This is a genomic window from Amycolatopsis sp. VS8301801F10, assembly GCF_046195355.1.
Lineage (GTDB): Bacteria > Actinomycetota > Actinomycetes > Mycobacteriales > Pseudonocardiaceae > Amycolatopsis.
In genome coordinates, this window is the sequence record NZ_CP176065.1 from 6,800,241 (window position 1) to 6,817,621 (window position 17,381).

General features: G+C 69.9%; 16 protein-coding genes and 1 pseudogene. 7 read left to right on the forward strand and 10 right to left on the reverse strand.

From position 1 onward, the window contains the following. Positions 1 to 42: 42 nt before the first annotated feature. From F9C11_RS31360 to F9C11_RS31380, 5 genes and pseudogenes are all read right to left on the reverse strand, one after another. A pseudogene (locus F9C11_RS31360) lies at positions 43 to 168 on the reverse strand (peptide ABC transporter substrate-binding protein); the annotation flags it as partial. Then, positions 146 to 364 (reverse strand): hypothetical protein, encoded by a 219-nt coding sequence (locus F9C11_RS31365; RefSeq protein WP_409180963.1) that lies wholly within the window; start codon positions 362 to 364, stop codon positions 146 to 148. The pseudogene F9C11_RS31360 and the gene F9C11_RS31365, both read right to left, overlap by 23 nt. A 300-nt stretch (positions 365 to 664) precedes the next feature. Beyond that, positions 665 to 1,309 carry a GntR family transcriptional regulator gene (locus F9C11_RS31370; protein ID WP_409180964.1) on the reverse strand — a complete coding sequence of 215 codons (645 nt, stop codon included), beginning with the start codon at positions 1,307 to 1,309 and terminating at the stop codon, positions 665 to 667. A 50-nt stretch (positions 1,310 to 1,359) separates the two neighbouring features. Further along, the gene (locus F9C11_RS31375; protein ID WP_409180965.1) at positions 1,360 to 2,268 is read right to left on the reverse strand and encodes an NAD-dependent epimerase/dehydratase family protein; all 909 of its coding nucleotides are present in this window, start codon (positions 2,266 to 2,268) and stop codon (positions 1,360 to 1,362) included. Between the two features lie 88 nt (positions 2,269 to 2,356). Then, positions 2,357 to 3,142, reverse strand: coding sequence for an SDR family NAD(P)-dependent oxidoreductase (locus tag F9C11_RS31380; RefSeq protein WP_409180966.1), 786 nt, complete (start codon positions 3,140 to 3,142; stop codon positions 2,357 to 2,359). 92 nt (positions 3,143 to 3,234) lie between these two features. Between F9C11_RS31380 and F9C11_RS31385 the strand changes: the two genes are divergently transcribed. The 4 genes from F9C11_RS31385 (at position 3,235) to F9C11_RS31400 (ending at position 7,670) form a co-directional block, all read left to right on the forward strand. Further along, on the forward strand, positions 3,235 to 3,843 hold the full coding sequence (locus tag F9C11_RS31385) for a TetR/AcrR family transcriptional regulator (protein WP_409180967.1): 609 nt from the start codon (positions 3,235 to 3,237) through the stop codon (positions 3,841 to 3,843). Positions 3,844 to 4,813: 970 nt separating this feature from the next. After that, the gene (locus F9C11_RS31390; RefSeq protein WP_037713851.1) at positions 4,814 to 5,029 is read left to right on the forward strand and encodes a hypothetical protein; all 216 of its coding nucleotides are present in this window, start codon (positions 4,814 to 4,816) and stop codon (positions 5,027 to 5,029) included. Next, positions 5,026 to 6,480, forward strand: a complete 1,455-nt coding sequence (locus tag F9C11_RS31395; RefSeq protein WP_409180968.1) for a sodium:solute symporter — start codon at positions 5,026 to 5,028, stop codon at positions 6,478 to 6,480. The genes F9C11_RS31390 and F9C11_RS31395 overlap by 4 nt, the downstream gene beginning before the upstream one ends. Then, positions 6,477 to 7,670 carry an amidohydrolase gene (locus tag F9C11_RS31400; protein ID WP_409180969.1) on the forward strand — a complete coding sequence of 398 codons (1,194 nt, stop codon included), beginning with the start codon at positions 6,477 to 6,479 and terminating at the stop codon, positions 7,668 to 7,670. Before F9C11_RS31395 ends, F9C11_RS31400 begins: the two co-directional genes overlap by 4 nt. 13 nt (positions 7,671 to 7,683) lie before the next feature. Here the strand turns inward: F9C11_RS31400 and F9C11_RS31405 are convergent, their stop codons facing one another. Further along, positions 7,684 to 9,150, reverse strand: coding sequence for a chlorohydrolase family protein (locus tag F9C11_RS31405; RefSeq protein WP_409180970.1), 1,467 nt, complete (start codon positions 9,148 to 9,150; stop codon positions 7,684 to 7,686). A 104-nt stretch (positions 9,151 to 9,254) separates the two neighbouring features. Here F9C11_RS31405 and F9C11_RS31410 point away from each other — a divergent pair, with 104 nt between their 5' ends. Beyond that, entirely contained in the window at positions 9,255 to 9,944 is a 690-nt protein-coding gene (locus F9C11_RS31410; protein WP_409180971.1) for a GntR family transcriptional regulator, read from the forward strand. 811 nt (positions 9,945 to 10,755) lie between these two features. Here the strand turns inward: F9C11_RS31410 and F9C11_RS31415 are convergent. From F9C11_RS31415 to F9C11_RS31430, 4 genes are all read right to left on the reverse strand, one after another. Then, complete coding sequence (locus F9C11_RS31415) at positions 10,756 to 11,967, reverse strand: amidohydrolase family protein (protein ID WP_409180972.1); 1,212 nt, start codon at positions 11,965 to 11,967, stop codon at positions 10,756 to 10,758. Between the two features lie 538 nt (positions 11,968 to 12,505). Next, a complete protein-coding gene (locus tag F9C11_RS31420; protein ID WP_409180973.1) occupies positions 12,506 to 13,342 on the reverse strand; it encodes a ketose-bisphosphate aldolase in 837 nt (278 codons plus the stop codon). After that, positions 13,339 to 14,229, reverse strand: a complete 891-nt coding sequence (locus F9C11_RS31425) for a 1-phosphofructokinase family hexose kinase (protein ID WP_409180974.1) — start codon at positions 14,227 to 14,229, stop codon at positions 13,339 to 13,341. The genes F9C11_RS31420 and F9C11_RS31425 overlap by 4 nt, the downstream gene beginning before the upstream one ends. Next, the gene (locus tag F9C11_RS31430; RefSeq protein WP_409187013.1) at positions 14,229 to 15,056 is read right to left on the reverse strand and encodes an SIS domain-containing protein; all 828 of its coding nucleotides are present in this window, start codon (positions 15,054 to 15,056) and stop codon (positions 14,229 to 14,231) included. Before F9C11_RS31430 ends, F9C11_RS31425 begins: the two co-directional genes overlap by 1 nt. A 229-nt stretch (positions 15,057 to 15,285) precedes the next feature. On the opposite strand from F9C11_RS31430, the gene F9C11_RS31435 reads away from it, so the two are divergent. Next, on the forward strand, positions 15,286 to 16,074 hold the full coding sequence (locus F9C11_RS31435; RefSeq protein ID WP_409180975.1) for a DeoR/GlpR family DNA-binding transcription regulator: 789 nt from the start codon (positions 15,286 to 15,288) through the stop codon (positions 16,072 to 16,074). A 79-nt stretch (positions 16,075 to 16,153) separates the two neighbouring features. After that, positions 16,154 to 17,335 (forward strand): Gfo/Idh/MocA family protein, encoded by a 1,182-nt coding sequence (locus F9C11_RS31440; RefSeq protein WP_409180976.1) that lies wholly within the window; start codon positions 16,154 to 16,156, stop codon positions 17,333 to 17,335. Positions 17,336 to 17,381: the final 46 nt, after the last annotated feature.

The following is a 17,381-nucleotide window of genomic DNA, read 5'->3' on the forward strand; positions in this document are numbered from 1 at the left end:
GCTCGGCGGGTCCAAGGGGCTCGGCAGGTCGCCAGCCAGCCGGATCCGGTGCGCGCGGTCCGCGCCCGGCGAAGGCACCGCCGACAGCAGCGCCCGCGTGTACGGATGCCGAGGAGCGGCGAACACCTCCGCGGTCGTGCCGTGTTCAGCCAGGTGTCCCAGATGCATCACCGCCACCCCGGTCGGCGAAGTGCCGGACCACGGACAAATCGTGCGAGATGAACAGATAGGCGACCCCGGTCTCCTGCTGGACGTCCTGCAGCAGGTGGATCACCTGCGCCTGCACCGAAACGTCCAAAGCGGACACCGACTCGTCGCAGACGATCAGCCGCGGGTCCAGCGCCAGCGCACGCGCGATGCCCACGCGTTGCTTCTGCCCGCGCAGAGCACAGCTGGACGCGGCCACTGCACCCTTCGACAACCCACCATCAGGCCCGCACTCCGAAAAGGACAGTGCGATCAGGCGAGCGCTCCCAGCACAACCGCACGCGACCACCGCGCCCTTCCACAACCCACAATCAGGCCCGCACTCCGAAAAGGACAGTGCGACCAGGCGAACGCTCCCAGCACAACCGCACGCGACCACCGCGCCCTTCGGCAACCCGCAATCAGGGCCCAGATCCGCGAGAACGCGGTGAGATCTCAGTCGAACGGCGCTGGCGCGTCAGTCGTTGTCGCGTCCCAGCCCGCGCAGATGCCGCCCGCTCTCCATGTGCTCCAGCAGCAGCGCTTCCACGGTCTCCACATCCCGCCGGGCGATCGCGTCGTAGAGTTCCCGGTGCTCGCGCGCGACCCGTTCCACATCCTCGTGCTGGCCCAGCAGCCATCGCATCCGGCTGCGCAGCGTCAGTTCCAGCTCGTTGAGCAGCTCGTTTCCCGCCATCGCCGTCACGGCCTCGTGGAAGTCGGCCGCGGCGCGGCGGGCCGTCACGGCGTCTCCGGCGGCCGCCGCGGCCGTTTCCTCGTCCAGTGCGGCGCGGAGCTTGTCCAGCCCGGCGCGCGAATGGCGGATGGCGGCGAGCTTGAACGTCAGGACTTCCAGCGCGGCGCGCACTTCCTGCAGATCCGCGATGTCGCTGGCGGTGAACTCCCGCACCACCGCCCACGTGCGGGGCCGCGGCGTGACCAAGCCCTCGGCGACCAGCGTTTTCAGCGCGTCCCGCACCGGGACCCGGCTCACGCCCAGGTCCGCGGCGAGATCCCGTTCGACGAGCTTGCTGCCCGGCGCGCGGACTCCGTCCAGGATCTCGTCCCGGAGCTGCCGGACCACGCGGTCCGTCTCGGATTCGCCGCCCTGTTCTCCTGCCATCCGGCCATTCTCGCACCACCGCCGGACCGTCCACTGTGGCCGGTGGAAGCTCAGCGCGGATTCGTCTTCCGCCACGCCGCGTAGTCCGCCACCGCCGCCCGCACGTCGAACTCCGGCGCGAAGCCGGTTTCCTCCCGGAACCGGGAAATATCCAGATACGGCCCCGTTTCCCCGCCGGGCTCCAGCCGAACCGGCACGCCTGGCACGATCTCCGCCAACGCCTCGGCGAACTCGCGGTTCGTCGCCGGCTGCCCGCTCGAAACGTTGTAGGTGTGATATCTCAACGACGGCGCCGTGGTGAGCAACGCGATCGCGCGGCCGGCGTCCGGCGCGTAACAGCAGTCGAACCCCTCGTCGGCGACCAGCGGACGCGGCGTGGCGCCGCACAGCCCGGCGTTGAGATACGACGGAATCGGGAAGAACGGCGACTCCGGGTCGACCAGCGGACCCCACACCGTCCCGATCCGCAGCACTACCGGTTCGACTCCGCTCCCCCGCAGGCTGTGCGTCGTCAGCGGTTCGACGGCTTTCTTGAACGCCACGATCAGGTGCGGCAGTTCCGCGGCCGGCAGCGGCAACTCCTCGTGCCAGCTCGGTTCCTCGCGGCCGACGTAGACGCCGAGGCTGCTCGCCACCGCGAACCGGCGCACCCGCCACGTCCGGGCCGCGTCGAGGGCGTTGGTCAGCCCTGCCAGGTCCGTCCGGAAGAACGTGACCGGGTCTTCGCCCGGAATGCTGCCTGCCAGGTGGACGATGTCGGTGAGGTCGTACCGGTCGCCGAGCGCGAGGAAGGCGTCCCGGTCGGTCGCGTCGAGCGTTTCCACGGCGACCCGGCCCGCCAGGAACGACGGGACGGCCGTCCGGCGATGCCCGGTGACCAGCACGTCCTGCCCGAGATCGGCGAGCGCCCGGGCCGTGTGCGCGCCGATCATGCCGAGGCCGCCGGTCACGAGGATCATCGCCGCGCCCCGCGCCGGGCGGTCGAAAACTGTGTCATGCCGCGAAGCTACGGCCTGCCCGTCCGCCGGTTCTTGAACAAAACGCGCATCAGAAGTGCGTGCCGCCGTCGATCCGGACCTCGGTGCCGGTGATGAACGCGGCGTCCTCGCTGGCGAGCATCGCGACGACCGACGCGACCGTCTCCGGACCGGCGAATCCCTGGCCCAGCGCGGGAAGCAGCTTGCCGAGCAGGGTGAAGTCGGCGTCCTCGGGAAAGCCCGGGCCGACGCTCTGCTTGCTCTTGCCGCTGCCGTCGGTCATGCCCGACGAGATCGAACCGGGCTGCACGGCGGTGAACCGGATGCCGTCCTTCGCATACTCGGACGCCAGCGCGTGGGTCATCGACTGGATGCCGCCCTTGCTCGCCGCGTACGCCGCCATGTACGGGTGCGCGAACATCGCGGACGTCGAGCTGAAGTTCACCACCGCGGGCTTGCTGCCTTCCCGCAGCGCCGGGATCGACTCGCGGATCACCAGGAACGTGCCCACCAGGTTGACGCGCAGCACCTGCTCGAACGCCTCGAGCGGCATCTCGTGGGTGTGCGCCGACCGCAGGATGCCCGCGGCGTTGACCAGCGCGTCCAGCCCGCCGAGCCGCTCGACCGCCGACGCGACCCCGGTCCGCACCGACGCTTCGTCGGCGACGTTCACGACCACGGTGCTCAGCCGGTCCGCCGCGGCGCCCGCCTTCTCGACGGTGTCCGCCAGGCCCGCTTCGCTCACGTCCGCGGCGACGATGCGGCCGCCCTCGGCCAGCATCCGCAGGACCGTCGCCTGCCCGATGCCCGAGCCAGCTCCGGTGATCAGCACGCGGCGTCCTTCGTAACGGTTCATGGTCCGCTCCTTTCCTCATTACGGCACATTACGCCTTGGTGGCACATTGTGCCACTCTGACGAATCCTGCACCATTGAGGTACCGTGGCCGCGTGAGCGGAAAGACCCCGACCCTGACCGAACGGCGCAAAGCGGCGACTCAACTCGACATCGCCCGCGCCGCCGCGCGCCTGTTCACCGAACAGGGCGCACAGGGAACGACCGCGGAAGCGATCGCCGCCGCGGCGGGCGTCGCGCCGCGCACCTTCTACCGCTACTTCCGCACTAAAGAGGACGCGGTCGCGCCGCTGCTGGTCGTCGGGGCCGATTCGTGGCGGGAGCACCTCGCGTCGACGCCCGAAGGAACGCCGCTGCTGAAAGCGGTCGAGGACGCGATCCGCAAGACGATCTCCGCCGCCGACGCCACCCCGGAATTCAGCTGGACACGCGGCTTGCTGCGGGCCGCGAGCGGCGACGATTCGGCACTGGCGGCGGTATGGCACCGGGTGAACGGCGAATCCGAAACGCGACTGCGGCCGGTGCTGGCGCGGCTGGCTCCGGAGACGGACGAGGTGACGGTGCATTTGGTCGCGGCCGCGGCGACGGACGCGATCCGGATTTCGCTGGAGATCTGGGCTGGGACTGAGGAAAAGGCGGCACCGGCGGAGTTGGCGGTCCGGTGTTTCCGCGGCCTGTCCGGCGGGCTGGACGTCGGCCGCTGACGTTTCACCGCACTGCTCAGGCGCCCGATCGACGTGCCCGGACAGGTGCGCTTGCGTGGGTGCGCGGACGGACGGCCCCGGTCGTCGGCTGGCCCGGAATGTCGCGTGGCAACGGGTCCTCGGTCACCCGGCACCACGCCCTCAGGTTCGCCGGTTCCCTTCCAGCCCCGCACGACCTCCGCGACCTGCCGATGGACGTATCCCGCGTGACTGCACGTCTCGTGCCAGGAGCTTCGGCGTTGTCCCGCGGTCAGCTGCCGCCGGAACAGTTCATCCCGCAAAGCCAGGTGCCGGTCGAGGTCGTGCCGGACCGCCGGAGACCGGTCGAGTACGGACGGGGTCCGGTCCTCGCAGACGGGGCATGGGCAGATCCACAGCTGCTCGATCTCCGGCGTCCGGTCGAAGATTTTCGCGCAGGTCTCCACGCGGCGATAGCTGAGCAGGCGGGGCACGAACACCGAAGGCCCGCCGGGACGTCCTCCAGAAGGCGGATATAGGTGTCGCAACGAGCTTCTCGTGCCCACCGCAGCCGCGTGCGCACCGTGGCAGGAAGGCCTAGTGCTGAGATATCACCGCGCAACATCAGTACCGGACCCGCGCAGTCGGCGAGGAAACGCAGAACCGCGCGCAGCACCTTGTGCACCCCGAACGGATCGGCCCGGCGCTCGAGAACGATCGCGACCGGCACCCCGCGCCGGTGGACCTCCCTCGCCAGCGCGGCCGCGATCGGTCACGTACCGCGACCATGAGCTGCGGGCGACCGGTTCGCCTCGGCAACCGCGGGTGATCCGGTCTACCAAAGCGCGACTAAACCGCCCCTGGCCAGCCGTGTCCAAATCGGACAAACAACCCCCGAACCCCAAGCTCCGCCGTCAGAAACGGCAGCGAGCCCGCATCGGTCCCATCCGCACCCTTGACAATCCGCCACCAGCCGCGCTTATGGTATACCAAACAACGAAGGGTGTGCGCGATGAAGCGTTCCGCAGTGGTGGCCGCGGTGGCCTTCACCCCCTACGTGGCGATGATCGCCGGCCTGCCCTGGTTCAGCGGCGGCGGCCGGATCTGGTTCCTGCCCGAGATCGGGTTCTGGATCCTCCTCTGGGTGGCCCTCACGCCCGTCTTCCTCGGCGTCGCCGACCGCATCCGGCGCCCGGGCGCCGCCGAAACCGAGCAGGAGCAACGATGAACGCGGGCGCGGTCGTCGCGCTGGCCGTGGTGGCGCTGGCGGTGGCCATCGGACTCGCCGCGCGCGGCCGGAAGCAGATGGACCTCGAACAGTGGACGGTCGCCGGCCGGTCCTACGGGACGCTGCTGTTCTGGGTGCTCGCCGCGGGCGAGACGTACTCGACCTTCACCTACCTCGGCGCCTCCGGGTTCGCCTACGCCAACGGCGGCGCGGCGTTCTACATCGCCGGCTACGGAACGTGCGCCTTCGTCCTGTCCTACTTCTTCCTCCCTCCATTGTGGAGGTACGCGAAGAAGCACAACCTGGTCACGCAAGCGGACTTCTTCACCCACCGGTTCCGCAGCCCGTGGTTCGGCGCGCTGACCGCGATCGTCGGCGTGGCGTTCATGATCCCCTACATCGAGGCGCAACTGCTCGGCCTCGGGCAGATCGTCGAGACGACGACCGGCATCCACCGGGTCCCCAGCATGGTGCTCGCGGTCGTGCTGATCGCGGTGTTCGTCTACGCGTCCGGCATGAAGGCCGCCGCGTGGGTGTCGGTGCTCAAGGACATCCTGCTGATCGGCACCGTGCTGGTCGTCGGCATCGCGATCCCGGTGCACTACTTCGGCGGTTTCGGACATCTCATCGACACCGTGCAGGCACAGCACCCCGGCTTCCTTGGCGTACCAGCGCCGGGCAGCCCGCTCGGCGTGCCGTGGATGATGTCGACCCTGCTGGTCACGAGCGCGGCGTTCTTCATGTTCCCGCACGCGCTGGCCGCGATGTACACCGCGAAGTCCGAGCAGACGATCCGCCGCAACGCGATTTACCTTCCGCTGTACCAGATCCTGATCGCGCTGACGCTGTTCGTCGGTTTCGCCGCCGTGCTGGTCGTGCCCGGGCTGAAGGGCAGCGCCACCAACGGCGCGCTGCTTTCGCTGACCGTGAAGACCATGCCGTCGTGGGTGGTCGGGCTCGTCGGCGGCGCGGGCGCGCTAGCCGCGATCGTGCCGATCAGCCTGCTGCTCCTGCAGTCCGCGACGCTGCTCGCCCGCAACGTCTACCAGGGCGTCCTGCGGCCGAAGACCACCGAACTGGGCGTGTTCCGGCTGTCGCGCGCGCTGGTCGTCGTGGTGACCGCGGTGGCGCTGGTGTTCGCGGTCTTCCAGCCGGCCCTGCTGGTGAACCTGCTGCTCACCGGCCAGAACGGCGTCTCCCAGTTCTTCCCGGCGATCGTGCTGGGGCTGGTGTGGCGGCGGCTGACCAAGGCGGGCGCGGCGACCGGGCTCGTGGTCGGCGTGGCGATCGTCGCGTGGACGGTCCTCGCTTCGAAGAACACGTTGTGGGGCCTCAATCCCGGACTCCTCGCGATCGTCGTCAACGTCGTACTCACCGTCGGCGTCAGCCTCGCCACCTCCCAGCGGCGCGAGCCGGCCGTCCGGGCCGAGGCCGCGGAGGGAGTCGCGTGAACCTGCTGCTGCGCAACGTCCGGCCCGGCGGCGGCGATCCGACGGACGTGCTGGTGCGCGACGGGCTGATCGCCGGGTTCGGGCCCGCCGCGGCCGGCCCGGCTGATGTCGCGGCTGATGTTCCAGCCGATGTTCCGGTCGAGGACGGCGGCGGCGCGCTGCTGCTGCCCGGCCTCGTCGACGCGCACTGCCACCTCGACAAAACGCTCTGGGGCCTCCCCTGGGCGCCGAACACCTCGGGTTCGGTCCTCGCCGACCGGATCTCGAACGAACAGCGCCGCCGCAAGGAATTCGGGCTCCCCTCGCCCGAACCCGCGGCCGCGCTGCTCGACACGATGATCGCGAACGGCACCTCGTTCGTCCGCACGCACACCGATGTCGACCCCGAACTGGGGCTGTCCGGCATCGAGGCGGTGCGGGAGGCGGCGGCGCGGCATCGCGGCCGGGTCACCGTCGAGCAGGTCGCCTTCCCCCAGGGCGGCCTGCTCACCCGGCCCGGCACGCTGGAATTGCTGGAGCGGGCCGTGGCGTCCGGCGTGGAGAACGTCGGCGGCATCGATCCGGCCGGCTACGACCGCGATCCGCGCGGGCATCTCGACGCGATCTTCGGCCTCGCCGCGCGGCACGGGTGCGGCGTCGACCTGCATCTGCACGACGAAGGTCCGCTCGGGGCCTGGGAAATCGAGCTGATCATCGAGCGGACGAAGGCGCTCGGGCTCGCCGGGAAGGTCGCGATCGGGCACGCGTTCGGCATCTGCGGCATCCCGGACGCCCAGCAGGACCGGCTGATCGAGGGCCTCGCCGAGCAGCAGATCACGCTGACCACGGCGGCGGTGTACGACCGGCCGGTGCCTCCGCTGGCCAAAATGCACGCTGCGGGCGCGAATGTCGCGTGCGGCAACGACGGCATCCGCGACCTGTGGGGACCGTACGGCGACGGCGACATGTTGACGCGCGCCATGCACCTGGCGTACCGCAGCTCGTTCCGGACCGACCCGGAGATCGAACTCGCGCTGCACGCGGCGACGTACGGCGGCGCGAAAGCGTTGCGGCTCAACGATTACGGCCTGCGGGTCGGCGACCACGCCGATTTCTTCCTTGTCGACACAGTATACCCGGCCGAGGCCGTCGTGTCCCATCCTCCGCGGCGGCTGGTGGTGAAGGGCGGGGCGATCGTCTCGCGGCGATAGCCCCGCCCCGCCGCTACTCCTGGAACGCCGGGAAGGTCGGGGGGAACAACTCCCCCGCCTCCCGGCGTTCGACGTCCCGCTCCGGATAGGCGGCGCGCATCTTCTCGAACAACGCCTGCGCGCGACGGCGGAGGTCCTGCTCGTCGACGCCGGGCACGTGCCCGTCCACCAGCACCGGCTGGCCCGCGACGACGGAATGCGTTGCCTGGCGCGCGGTTCCGCTGAGCAGGAACGTGCGAATCGGGTCGTCCTGGACGCCGCCGCGCAGATCGCCGACGTGGAACGCGACGAGGTCCGCCTGCGCGCCCGGCACCAGCTTGCCGAGGTCGTCGCGGCGGAGCGCACGGGCCCCGCCGAGCGTCGCGGCTTCGACGTACCACTCCGCCGGGGCCGCGTCGGCGCGGCCGTCGAGCACCTTCGCCAGGTGGACGCCGACGTCCATGCCGCGCACCAGGTCTGGCGGGAAGGAATCGGTGCCCAGGCACAGGTTCAGGCCTGATTCGCGGTAGTCGCGGAACGAGCGGAGGGCGTGGCCGTAGCGGAAAGACGTGAGCGGGCAATGGATCACGGACGCGCCGGCCGCGGCCAAGGTCGCGACGTCGCCTCGGTCTTCGCCGTAGACGTCGGGATGGCGGTCGAGGACCTGGCCGTGCGGGATCAGCAGCCGATCGCTGAGCAGGCCGGTGCGCTTGAGCATTTCCAGCGGTGTCACGCCGTAACGGTCCAGGATCAGTTCTCGTTCCGGCACGCCTTGCAGGCAGTGGAGCCGGACGAGGACATCGCGTTGGCGCGCCGCGGCGGCGGTGGCGCGCATGAGGTCTTCGGTGAGGGTTTCGATGCGGCACGGCAGCAGCGCGCCGTTGACGAGCGGGTCGCCGAGTTCCTTTGCGTGGTCGAGGAATCGCAGCGCGTCGGCTAGTCCTTCCTCGCCGCGCCGCTCGTCGAAGGCGACCGTGCGGGCACCGTCCACAGTGGCCACGTTGACGCCGGAACGGTAAGCCGGGCCTAGGTATCCGCGCAGCCCGAGGTTTCGCGAGAAGTCCGCCATCGCGACGAGTTCCTCGTACGGTTCGGCCCACGACGAATGGACCTCCGACGCGATCGGCATGAACGTCGTGATGCCGTGCAGCGCCAGCTGGACGAGCGCGTACTCGCGAATGGTCTGCCGTTCTTCCGGCGTGAAGACGTCGCGGCGGCGGTTCGCGAAGTAGTCCTCGGACCATTGCAGTCCCGCCGCGCGGTCCGCCGGGGCCCAGGAATCGAGGAGGAGATGGTCCACGTCGGTCAGCGCGTCGAGGTCGATCAGGCCCGGGAGGACGAGCGATTCGCCGAGGTCGACGTCCAGATCGGCGGGTCCGGCGTACCGCGGGCCGACGTAGACGACGACGTCGTCCTCCCAGACGACCTCGCCGTTTTCCAGCAGGGCGTGCCGCCCGTTCTGATGGGCCAGCACATGGCGGGCACGCCAGCGAGTGCGCATCGGGGTCCTTCCAGTCGGGGATTTAGGTATACCAAACGGCGGAACCTGGCGGCCAGGCCTTGCCGGGGACGGGTTTTTCCGGGAACCTGGGAGGAGGTTCGCCGATGCTGTCGGTGACGGCGGCGGGAGGGGATCGGATGGAGCCGGGTTTCGCGTCGGAGTCCGACCGCGTCACGGAACGGCTGCGGAACGAGATCCTCGACGGCACGCGGGCTCCGGGCAGCAAGCTGGTCGAACGGGATCTGGCCGCGGAGATGGGCGTGAGCCGGGTTCCGGTGCGGGACGCGTTGCGCGCGCTGGGAAACGAGGGCCTGGTGACGCCGCGGCCGCGGTCGTGGTCGGTGGTGCGGGAGTTCACCGCGTCGGATGTCGCGGACCTCAACGAGGTGCGCATCGCCTTCGAAGGCCTCACTTTCCGGCTCGCCGCGCAACGCCGCACACGCGAGGGCCTGGCGCGGCTGCGGGAAGTGCTGGACACGGAACTGCGCGCCGCCCGAGCCGGAGACGCGGTCTCCGCCCGCCGAGCGGCCGCGGACTTCCACGAGGTCGTGACGGCGCTGTCGGCGAACGAACTGCTCGGCGAACTGGAACGGGCGCTGCGCAGCCGGATGCGCTGGCTGCTCGGCCAGCACGACGACCTGGAAGCCATGGCGGCGGAACACGAACTCCTGTACGAGGCGATCGTGGACCGGGACGTGGAACGGGTGGAACGCCTAGTGCTGGCCCACCTCGCCACGGGCACCAGGGAGGCGGCCCGGAGGCATCCGGCGGAGGAATCCGCTTCGGCGGGGTGAGGCGGGTCGGTTGCGCCCGGGTTCTCTGCGGTCTGAGCTGGGCGGTGCTTTGGCTGAGATCTCAGGATCTGGTGGGTTTGCGGGGATATCTCAACGACTGGCGCGGTATATGCGAGCCGCACCGGTTGAGATATCAGCCTGGCTTCCCCCGCGATGCGCCCGATTCCAGCCAGGTCTCAAGAACTGCCGGACTGCAGCAATATCCCAACACCGGTCGCAGTGTATGCAGCCAGCGCCGGTGAGATACCAGCCTGGCTCCACTGCGATGGCCCGGTTCCACTGCGGCCTCGATTTCTGCCGGACTGCGGCAATATTCCAACGCCCGCCGCGGTATATGCAACCAACGCCCGTGAGATACCAGCCGCACGCCACGGCGATGCGCCCGCTTCAGCCAGGCCTCAAGTCCTGCTGGACTTCAGCAATATCCCCTGCGCCCGCCGCGGCGTATGCAATCAACCCCGGTGAGATATCAATCGGACGCCACGGCAACGCGTCGAACTCCAGGGAGAACTCAATATTGCGGGCTGCAGCAATATCTCAACGCCCGTCGAAGTATATGCACCAGCACCGGTGAGATATCAGTCGGACACCGCCGCGATACGTCTGACTCCAGCGAGATCTCAAGGTCTGCCGGGCTGCGGCAATATTCCAACACCCGTCGCGGTATATGCAACCAGCGTCAGTGAGATACCAACCGCACGCCACAGCGAAGAGCCCCGCTCCAGCGAGACCTCAACGCCACCCATTTCGGCAGCGTTGAGATCTCAGGATCGGCACCCGACGCGAAGACCGGTCCGGCGGAACATTCCCGTCAGAGGTCGACGACCGCCAAGCCATCCGCCACTACCACGCCGTTGTGCAGCACCGTCCGGTCCTTGCCTCGGTCCATTACCGCGCTGGTCGGCGTTTCACCGTCCACCAGGACCAGGTCCGCGCGGTCTCCGGCCGCCACGCCGGGGCGGTCGGCGATTCCTGCCAGCCGGGGGACGTCGTGGTTCATGATCGACGCGCCGCCGATCGTCGCGATCGCCAGTGCCATCTCGATCAGTTCGTCGCGGCGGAAACCGTGCGTGAAGGCCAGCTGCCAGGTGCGGTCGAGAAGGTCGCAGTTGCCGTACGGGCTCCAGTAGTCCCGCTGGCCGTCCTCCCCCAGGCCGACGCGTACGCCCGCGGTCGTCAGGTCCGCCAGCGACAGCTGCCGGTCGACCGGCGGCGCGACGGTCGCCATCGCGATGTCCAGCTCGGCGAACGTGTCGATCAGCCGCCGGCTCACCGCTTCGGAAACCGAGCCCAGCTCGTACGCGTGCGACATGGTCACCTTGCCCCGCATGTCCAGCGCACGGACCCGCTCGATCACCAAGTCGGTCGAAAACACCCCGAGGTGCCCCGGCTCGTGCAGGTGGATGTCCACCTCGACGCCGTACTTCTCGGCCAGCCCGAACACGACGTCCAAGTGCCCCTTGGGATCCTTGTCGAGCGAACACGGATCGATCCCGCCGACCACCGAGGCCCCCGATCGCAGCGCGGCCTCCAGCACGTCGGCCGTGCCCGCTTCGCGCAGGATCCCCGCCTGCGGGAACGCCATCACCTCGACGTCCGCGTGCGCGGCGAAGCGCTCTTTGGCCGCGAGGACGGCGTCGAGCTTCTCGAGCTGACAGTCCACGTCGACCTGCGCGTACGTGCGCACGCGGGTCGTGCCGTTCGCGATCATCCGCTCCAGCGTGCCCGCCACGCGTTCCGGCAGCGGCACCTCGGCCTTCCGCCAGTTCTCGCGGTCGTTCAGCATCATCGCCCACACTCCCGGAGCCCCGGTGTGCGGCCGGAACGGCAAGCCGATCCGCGTCGAGTCGAGGTGCACGTGCACGTCGCTGAAGGACGGGAACAGCAGCCGTCCGCGCCCCTCGACCACGTCCCCGCCGGGCCCCGCCGCCGGATCGTGCGGGCGGACCGCGGCGATCCGGTCTCCGGACACCTCGACGTCGCTGCGCTGACCGCCCCACGGACGGACGTCACGGATCAACACGGAGAGCACCTTTCTCGGCGGGGGCACTTTGGTATACCAAGAGTACTCGGTCCCGCCGTCTGCTCCGCCATCGACTCGGCGCCAAGCAGTGACCGACCCCGGCGCGGCGAACGGCCGGGTTCAGCCAGGGACCGTCGCGAACGACCCAGTGCGGCTACCGGCCAGGTTCCGCGACGGGGTCATCGCGACCAACCCCGGCGCGGCGAGGTTCCGCGACGGGGCCATCGCGACCAACCCTGTGCCGCGAACTGCCAGGCTCAGCGAAGCGACCCTCGCGACCACCCCGCAGGCGGGGAACGACTAGGCCCAGCGAAGCAACCCTCGCGACCGGCCCCGCCCGGCAAACGACCAGACCCAGCCAACAACCCTCGCCACCCACCCCGCCCGGCAAACGACCAAGCCCAGCCAAGCAACCCACGCGAACGACCCCGCCCGGCGAAGGACCGTCGCACTGAACCACTCTCCGCAGAGGAGCGATTCGCCCCCAGGCCCACCAACTCCCCGCGCGTCAGTCGATCCCAAGCAAGCACCAGCACACTCAACCAGCGAGCAACCGGAGAAGCCGAGCGGTCTCCGAAGCCACCGCCGTCCGTCCCAGGCGGACGTACTTCCTCGGGTCCACCGCGTCCGGCTGCTCTTCCAGGAACTGCCGGACCGAGCGCGTGAACAGGCCGTTGAGGTGGGTTGAGATATTAACCTTCGTCATCCCGCTCGCCACGGCTCCGCGCAGTTCCTCGTCGGACAGCCCGGACGAGCCGTGCAATACCAGCGGAACCGGTACGGTATCTCTCAAGCGCGCCACGAGAGTCCGGTCCACCTGGGCGGTCCGCTCCACCATCGCATGTGACGTGCCGACGGCCACCGCCAGTGCGTCGACACCAGTCGCGGCCGCGAAGTCCGCCGCTTCGGCCGGGTCGGTGCGGGCGCCGGGGGCGTGCACCCCGTCCTTGCCGCCGACCTCGCCGAGTTCCGCTTCCACCGCTACGCCAGCGTCGTGGCACAGGTCGGCGATTTCGCGGGTCGTGCGCAGGTTTTCCGGATACGGCAGGCGCGATCCGTCGTACATCACGCTGTCCACGCCCAGTTCGATGCCCTCTCGGATCAGTGACAGGTCTTCGATGTGGTCCAGGTGCACCAGCACGTCGACGGACGCGCGACGAGCGATTTCCCGTGAAGCCACGGTGATCGGCGCGAGCCCGCCGTGGTAGCGGACGCAGTTTTCGCTGATCTGCAGGATCACCGGCAGTCCGGCTTGTTCCGCGCCTTCGGTGATGGCTTCGGCGTGTTCCAGCATGATCACGTTGAACGCACCGACAGCGGAACCGCGCTCGCGGGCGGCGGTCAGCAGCCGGGGCAGGCCGGGGCGGGTGATCATGCGGGGGCTCCGTTCAGGAATCGGTGGTAGGCGGGCAGATCGACCTCTCCTGCGACGGGACGGAGGACGGCTGCGGCACCCAACGCGGCGGCTGAGCGCAGGGCTTCGATCAGGGGGCGGTCGGCGGCGAGGGCGGCGGCCAGTCCGGCGGTCGCGGCGTCCCCGGCTCCGGTCGGATTGCCGTGCACATCGGGAATGGCGGGGACGGCGAAGACACCGTCGGAGGAGGTATAGGCGGCGATGCCTTCTGTCCCGCGCGAGACCACGACTAACTGCGCACCCAACCGGAGCAGCGCGGCGGCGCCGGCAGCTTCGTCGGCAGCGGACGTCGCGGCAAGCAGTTCGGCTCGGTTCGGTTTCACTACGGCACCGGCCCGGGCGGCAGCCAGCAGCGCCGGGCCGGAAGCGTCGACCAGCGTCCGCACTCCGGCTTCCCGGGCGAGGCGGATCCACTCGGCGACCAACTCCGGCGCGGCGCCCCGCGGCAGCGAACCGGAAACCACCAGCAGCTCGGCGTCGGCCACGCAATCGGCCAGGACGGAACCGAAAGCCGTCCATTCCTCTGTGGACACTTCCGGGCCGGGTTCGGGGTAGACGGTCGGATGGCCGTCTCCGGAAATCGTTACGGTGGTGCGGTTTTCCGCGGAAATGGGGACCGTCGCGAAGGGAATGTCCAGTGAGCTCCCCAGCCACCGGCCCGCCTCGCCGCCCAGCGGGAGCACCGCCCGGACGGGGACGCCCAGCGCGGCGAGCACCCGGGCGACGTTCACGCCCTTGCCGCCCGGCCGCCGCTGGACGTCCAGGACCCGGTTCGTTTCGCCGGGCACGTGGGCGCCGACCCGGTAGGTGACGTCGATGGCCGGGTTCGGCGTCACGGCGACGATCATCAGACGAGGATGACCGAGCGCGTCAGCGAACGCGGGCGGTCCGGGTCGAGGCCGCGCCGGGCGGCCAGTGCGACGGCGAAGCGCTGCGCCACCACGAGCGCGGCGAGCGGGTCCAGGTCGTGGTGCACGAAGCGCGCGCCGGTGCGGGCGACGTCCTCGGCCAGTCCGGCGGGAGCCGGGCCCAGCGACCAGACGAGCCGCCCGGGCTGGGCGATCGCGATCGGGCCGTGGCGGTAGTCCATGGCGGGATAGGACTCGGCCCAGAATTGCGCCGCCTCACGGGTTTTCAGCGCGGCTTCGCAGGCCAGGCCAACCGCCGGGCCGCGGCCGACGAAGGTGACCTGTTCGGCGTCGAGCAGGTCGTCGATCGGTTCGGCCAGCGCCTGGGCGCAGGCCGACGCGAGCTGGTCGACGTCGTCGCCGAGGCCCGCGCGCAGCAGGGCGAGGGCGGTGGTCGCGAACCGCGTCTGCACGACGGATCGTTCGTCGGCGAAGGAAAGTTCGACGACCTCGTCCGCGACCGCCGCGGCGGGGCTGTCGCCGACCGCGGTGATCAGCACGGTGTGCTGCGCGGGCAGGGCGGTGAGCAGATCGACGATCTCGGTCGTGGTGCCGGAGCGGGAAATCGCCACGACGCGGTCGTATTCGCGCGACGCCGGGTATTCGGAGCCGGCGAAGGCGTCGGTGACCCCGTGGCCGCGTTGTTCGCGGGCGACGGCGTAGCTCATCGCGATGAACCAGCTGGTGCCGCAGCCGACGACGGCCACTCGTTCACCGGGCTGGGGCAGGGCGGCGGACGGGGCCAGCGCGGCCGCCGCGCGCCACATTTCGGGCTGGGAAGCCAGTTCGGCGGCCGCGAAGGAGCCGGAAGCATCCGGAAGGGAGGACACGGGATGGAGGCCTTTCGATCCAAGGGGACGTGATCGCAGCCGTCACCCTACTTGAGTGTTTTTGATTGGTCTACGCGTTATAGCGCATCTTCGATCACCCAGGCAGCCGCGGCCGCCCTCTAGGATGAGCACCGACCCGCCTCCGACCAGGAACGAGAGACCCGGCATGACGCCCCAGCAACGCCTGAACGCCCTGCTCGAATTGGTGAGCGAACGGGGCAACGTCACGATCGCGGAGATCGGCGACGCGCTCGGCATCTCCCCCGCGACCGCGCGGCGGGACCTCTCGATCCTCGCCGACCAGCGGCTGATCACCCGCACCCACGGCGGGGCGGCCGCGCTGGGCACCGGCTACGAGCTGCCGCTGCAGTACAAGATCGCCCGGCAGGCCGAGGCCAAGACCGCGATCGCCGCGCGCGCCGCGGACCTCGTGCGGCCGGGCGAAACGGTCGGCCTCAACGGCGGCACCACGACCACCGAGGTCGCCCGCGCGCTGGGCAAGAGCGAGCGGTTCGTCCGCAGCGACGGCGAACCCGGGCTGACCGTCGTCACCAACGCGCTCAACATCGCCTACGAGCTGTCCGTGCGCGCGCAGGTCAAGATCGTCGTGACCGGCGGCGTCGCGCGGCGGCAGTCCTACGAGCTGGTCGGCTCGCTCGTCTCGGAGGCGCTTTCGGCGTTCGCACTGGACACGGTCATCCTCGGCGTCGACGGCCTGAGCGCGCAGTACGGCGCGACCACCCTGCACGAGGGGGAAGCCGAGGTCAGCAGGCATTTCAGCCAGGTCGCGCGGCGCGTGATCGTGGTGGCCGACGCGACGAAGCTGACCAAGGCCACCTTCGCCCGCATCTGCCGGCTCGACGCGATCGACGTCCTGGTCACCGACGCCGAGGCGCCCGCCTCGTTCGCCGCCGACCTCGCGGCGGCCTCCGTGGAGCTGGTCGTCGCCGGATGAGCGGACCCGCCACCCATTGCGCATTTATGATTGATTTGCCATCATGCAGATCAATATCACGCAGAGGTGAGGTGGCGACGTGGGAAACCCCGGGGTGCTGCGGGTCGGCGTGGTCGGCGTCGGCCTGCGGGCCGGGATCGCCCGGCATGTGGCGGAATCCGGGGTCGCGGCCACGATCGCGGCCGCTTCCGATCCCGCCGAGCGCGGCCGGGCGCGAGCGCGCGAGCTGTTCGGCGCCGTCGAGATCGTGTCCGGGCACCGGGAACTCGCGAACCTCGTCGACGCCGCGATCGTGACTTCGCCGGACTGGACGCACGCCGAGATCGCCGTCGACCTGCTGCGCGCCGGAGTGGCGGTGTACCTCGAAAAGCCGCTCGCCACCACGCTTCCCGACGCGGACGCGGTCCTCGCCGCCGCGCAGGAGACCGGCACGCCGCTCTACATCGGACACAACTTCCGGCACGCGGCCGTCGTCCGCACGCTCCGCGACGTCGTGACGCGCGGCGAGATCGGCGAGGTGAAAGCCGTGTGGTGCCGCCATTTCGTCGGCAACGGCGGCGACTACTACTTCAAGGACTGGCACGCCGACCGCAGCCGCGTGAATTCCCTGCTGCTCCAGAAAGCCAGCCACGACCTCGACGTCATCCACTATCTCGCCGGCGGTTTCACCCGCCGCGTCACGGCGATGGGCGACCTGACCGTCTACGGCGGCCTCCCCGACCGCAGCGGCCAAGGCGACCGGCTAGCCGACGACTGGTTTTCCTTCGACAACTGGCCTCCCGCCGCACAGACCGGCCTCAACCCGGTCGTCGACGTCGAAGACCTCTCGATGGTCCACATGCGACTCGACAACGGGGTCCTCGCCAGCTACGAACAATGCCATTTCACGCCCGACTACTGGCGCAATTACACGGTAATCGGCACCGAAGGCCGCGCGGAAAACTTCGGCGACACCGGCGGCGGCGTGGTGAAAGTGTGGAATCGCCGCCGCAACTGGTCGCTCGACGGCGACCGCGAGTACCCGATCGAAGGCGTCGAAGCCGGACACGCCGACGCCGATCTCCTTACCATGAAAGAATTCCTGCGCTACGTGGTACATGGCGAACCGCCGGAACTGTCGCCGATCGCCGCCCGCGAGGCCGTGGCGGCGGGCGCGCTCGCCACGCACTCCCTGCGCTCCGGCTCCGTGCCGGTCGATATTCCTCCCCTCCCCGAAACGGCAGCCGCCCATTTTTCCCCGCCGGAAGGAAACCGCAGATGACCTCCCCCTCCCACTGTCCCCGCTAGCGCAAGGGAAGGAAACCGAA

Excerpts from the sequence above, each read along its gene's own strand:
- F9C11_RS31380 (WP_409180966.1), bottom strand. The coding sequence starts at position 3,142 with ATGAACCGTTACGAAGGACGCCGCGTGCTGATCACCGGAGCTGGCTCG.
- F9C11_RS31410 (WP_409180971.1), top strand. The coding sequence starts at position 9,255 with ATGCTGTCGGTGACGGCGGCGGGAGGGGATCGGATGGAGCCGGGTTTC.
- F9C11_RS31405 (WP_409180970.1), bottom strand. The coding sequence starts at position 9,150 with ATGCGCACTCGCTGGCGTGCCCGCCATGTGCTGGCCCATCAGAACGGG.
- F9C11_RS31395 (WP_409180968.1), top strand. The coding sequence starts at position 5,026 with ATGAACGCGGGCGCGGTCGTCGCGCTGGCCGTGGTGGCGCTGGCGGTG.
- F9C11_RS31435 (WP_409180975.1), top strand. The coding sequence starts at position 15,286 with ATGACGCCCCAGCAACGCCTGAACGCCCTGCTCGAATTGGTGAGCGAA.
- F9C11_RS31420 (WP_409180973.1), bottom strand. The coding sequence starts at position 13,342 with ATGATCACCCGCCCCGGCCTGCCCCGGCTGCTGACCGCCGCCCGCGAG.
- F9C11_RS31375 (WP_409180965.1), bottom strand. The coding sequence starts at position 2,268 with ATGATCCTCGTGACCGGCGGCCTCGGCATGATCGGCGCGCACACGGCC.
- F9C11_RS31390 (WP_037713851.1), top strand. The coding sequence starts at position 4,814 with ATGAAGCGTTCCGCAGTGGTGGCCGCGGTGGCCTTCACCCCCTACGTG.
- F9C11_RS31425 (WP_409180974.1), bottom strand. The coding sequence starts at position 14,229 with ATGATCGTCGCCGTGACGCCGAACCCGGCCATCGACGTCACCTACCGG.
- F9C11_RS31370 (WP_409180964.1), bottom strand. The coding sequence starts at position 1,309 with ATGGCAGGAGAACAGGGCGGCGAATCCGAGACGGACCGCGTGGTCCGG.
- F9C11_RS31430 (WP_409187013.1), bottom strand. The coding sequence starts at position 15,056 with ATGTGGCGCGCGGCGGCCGCGCTGGCCCCGTCCGCCGCCCTGCCCCAG.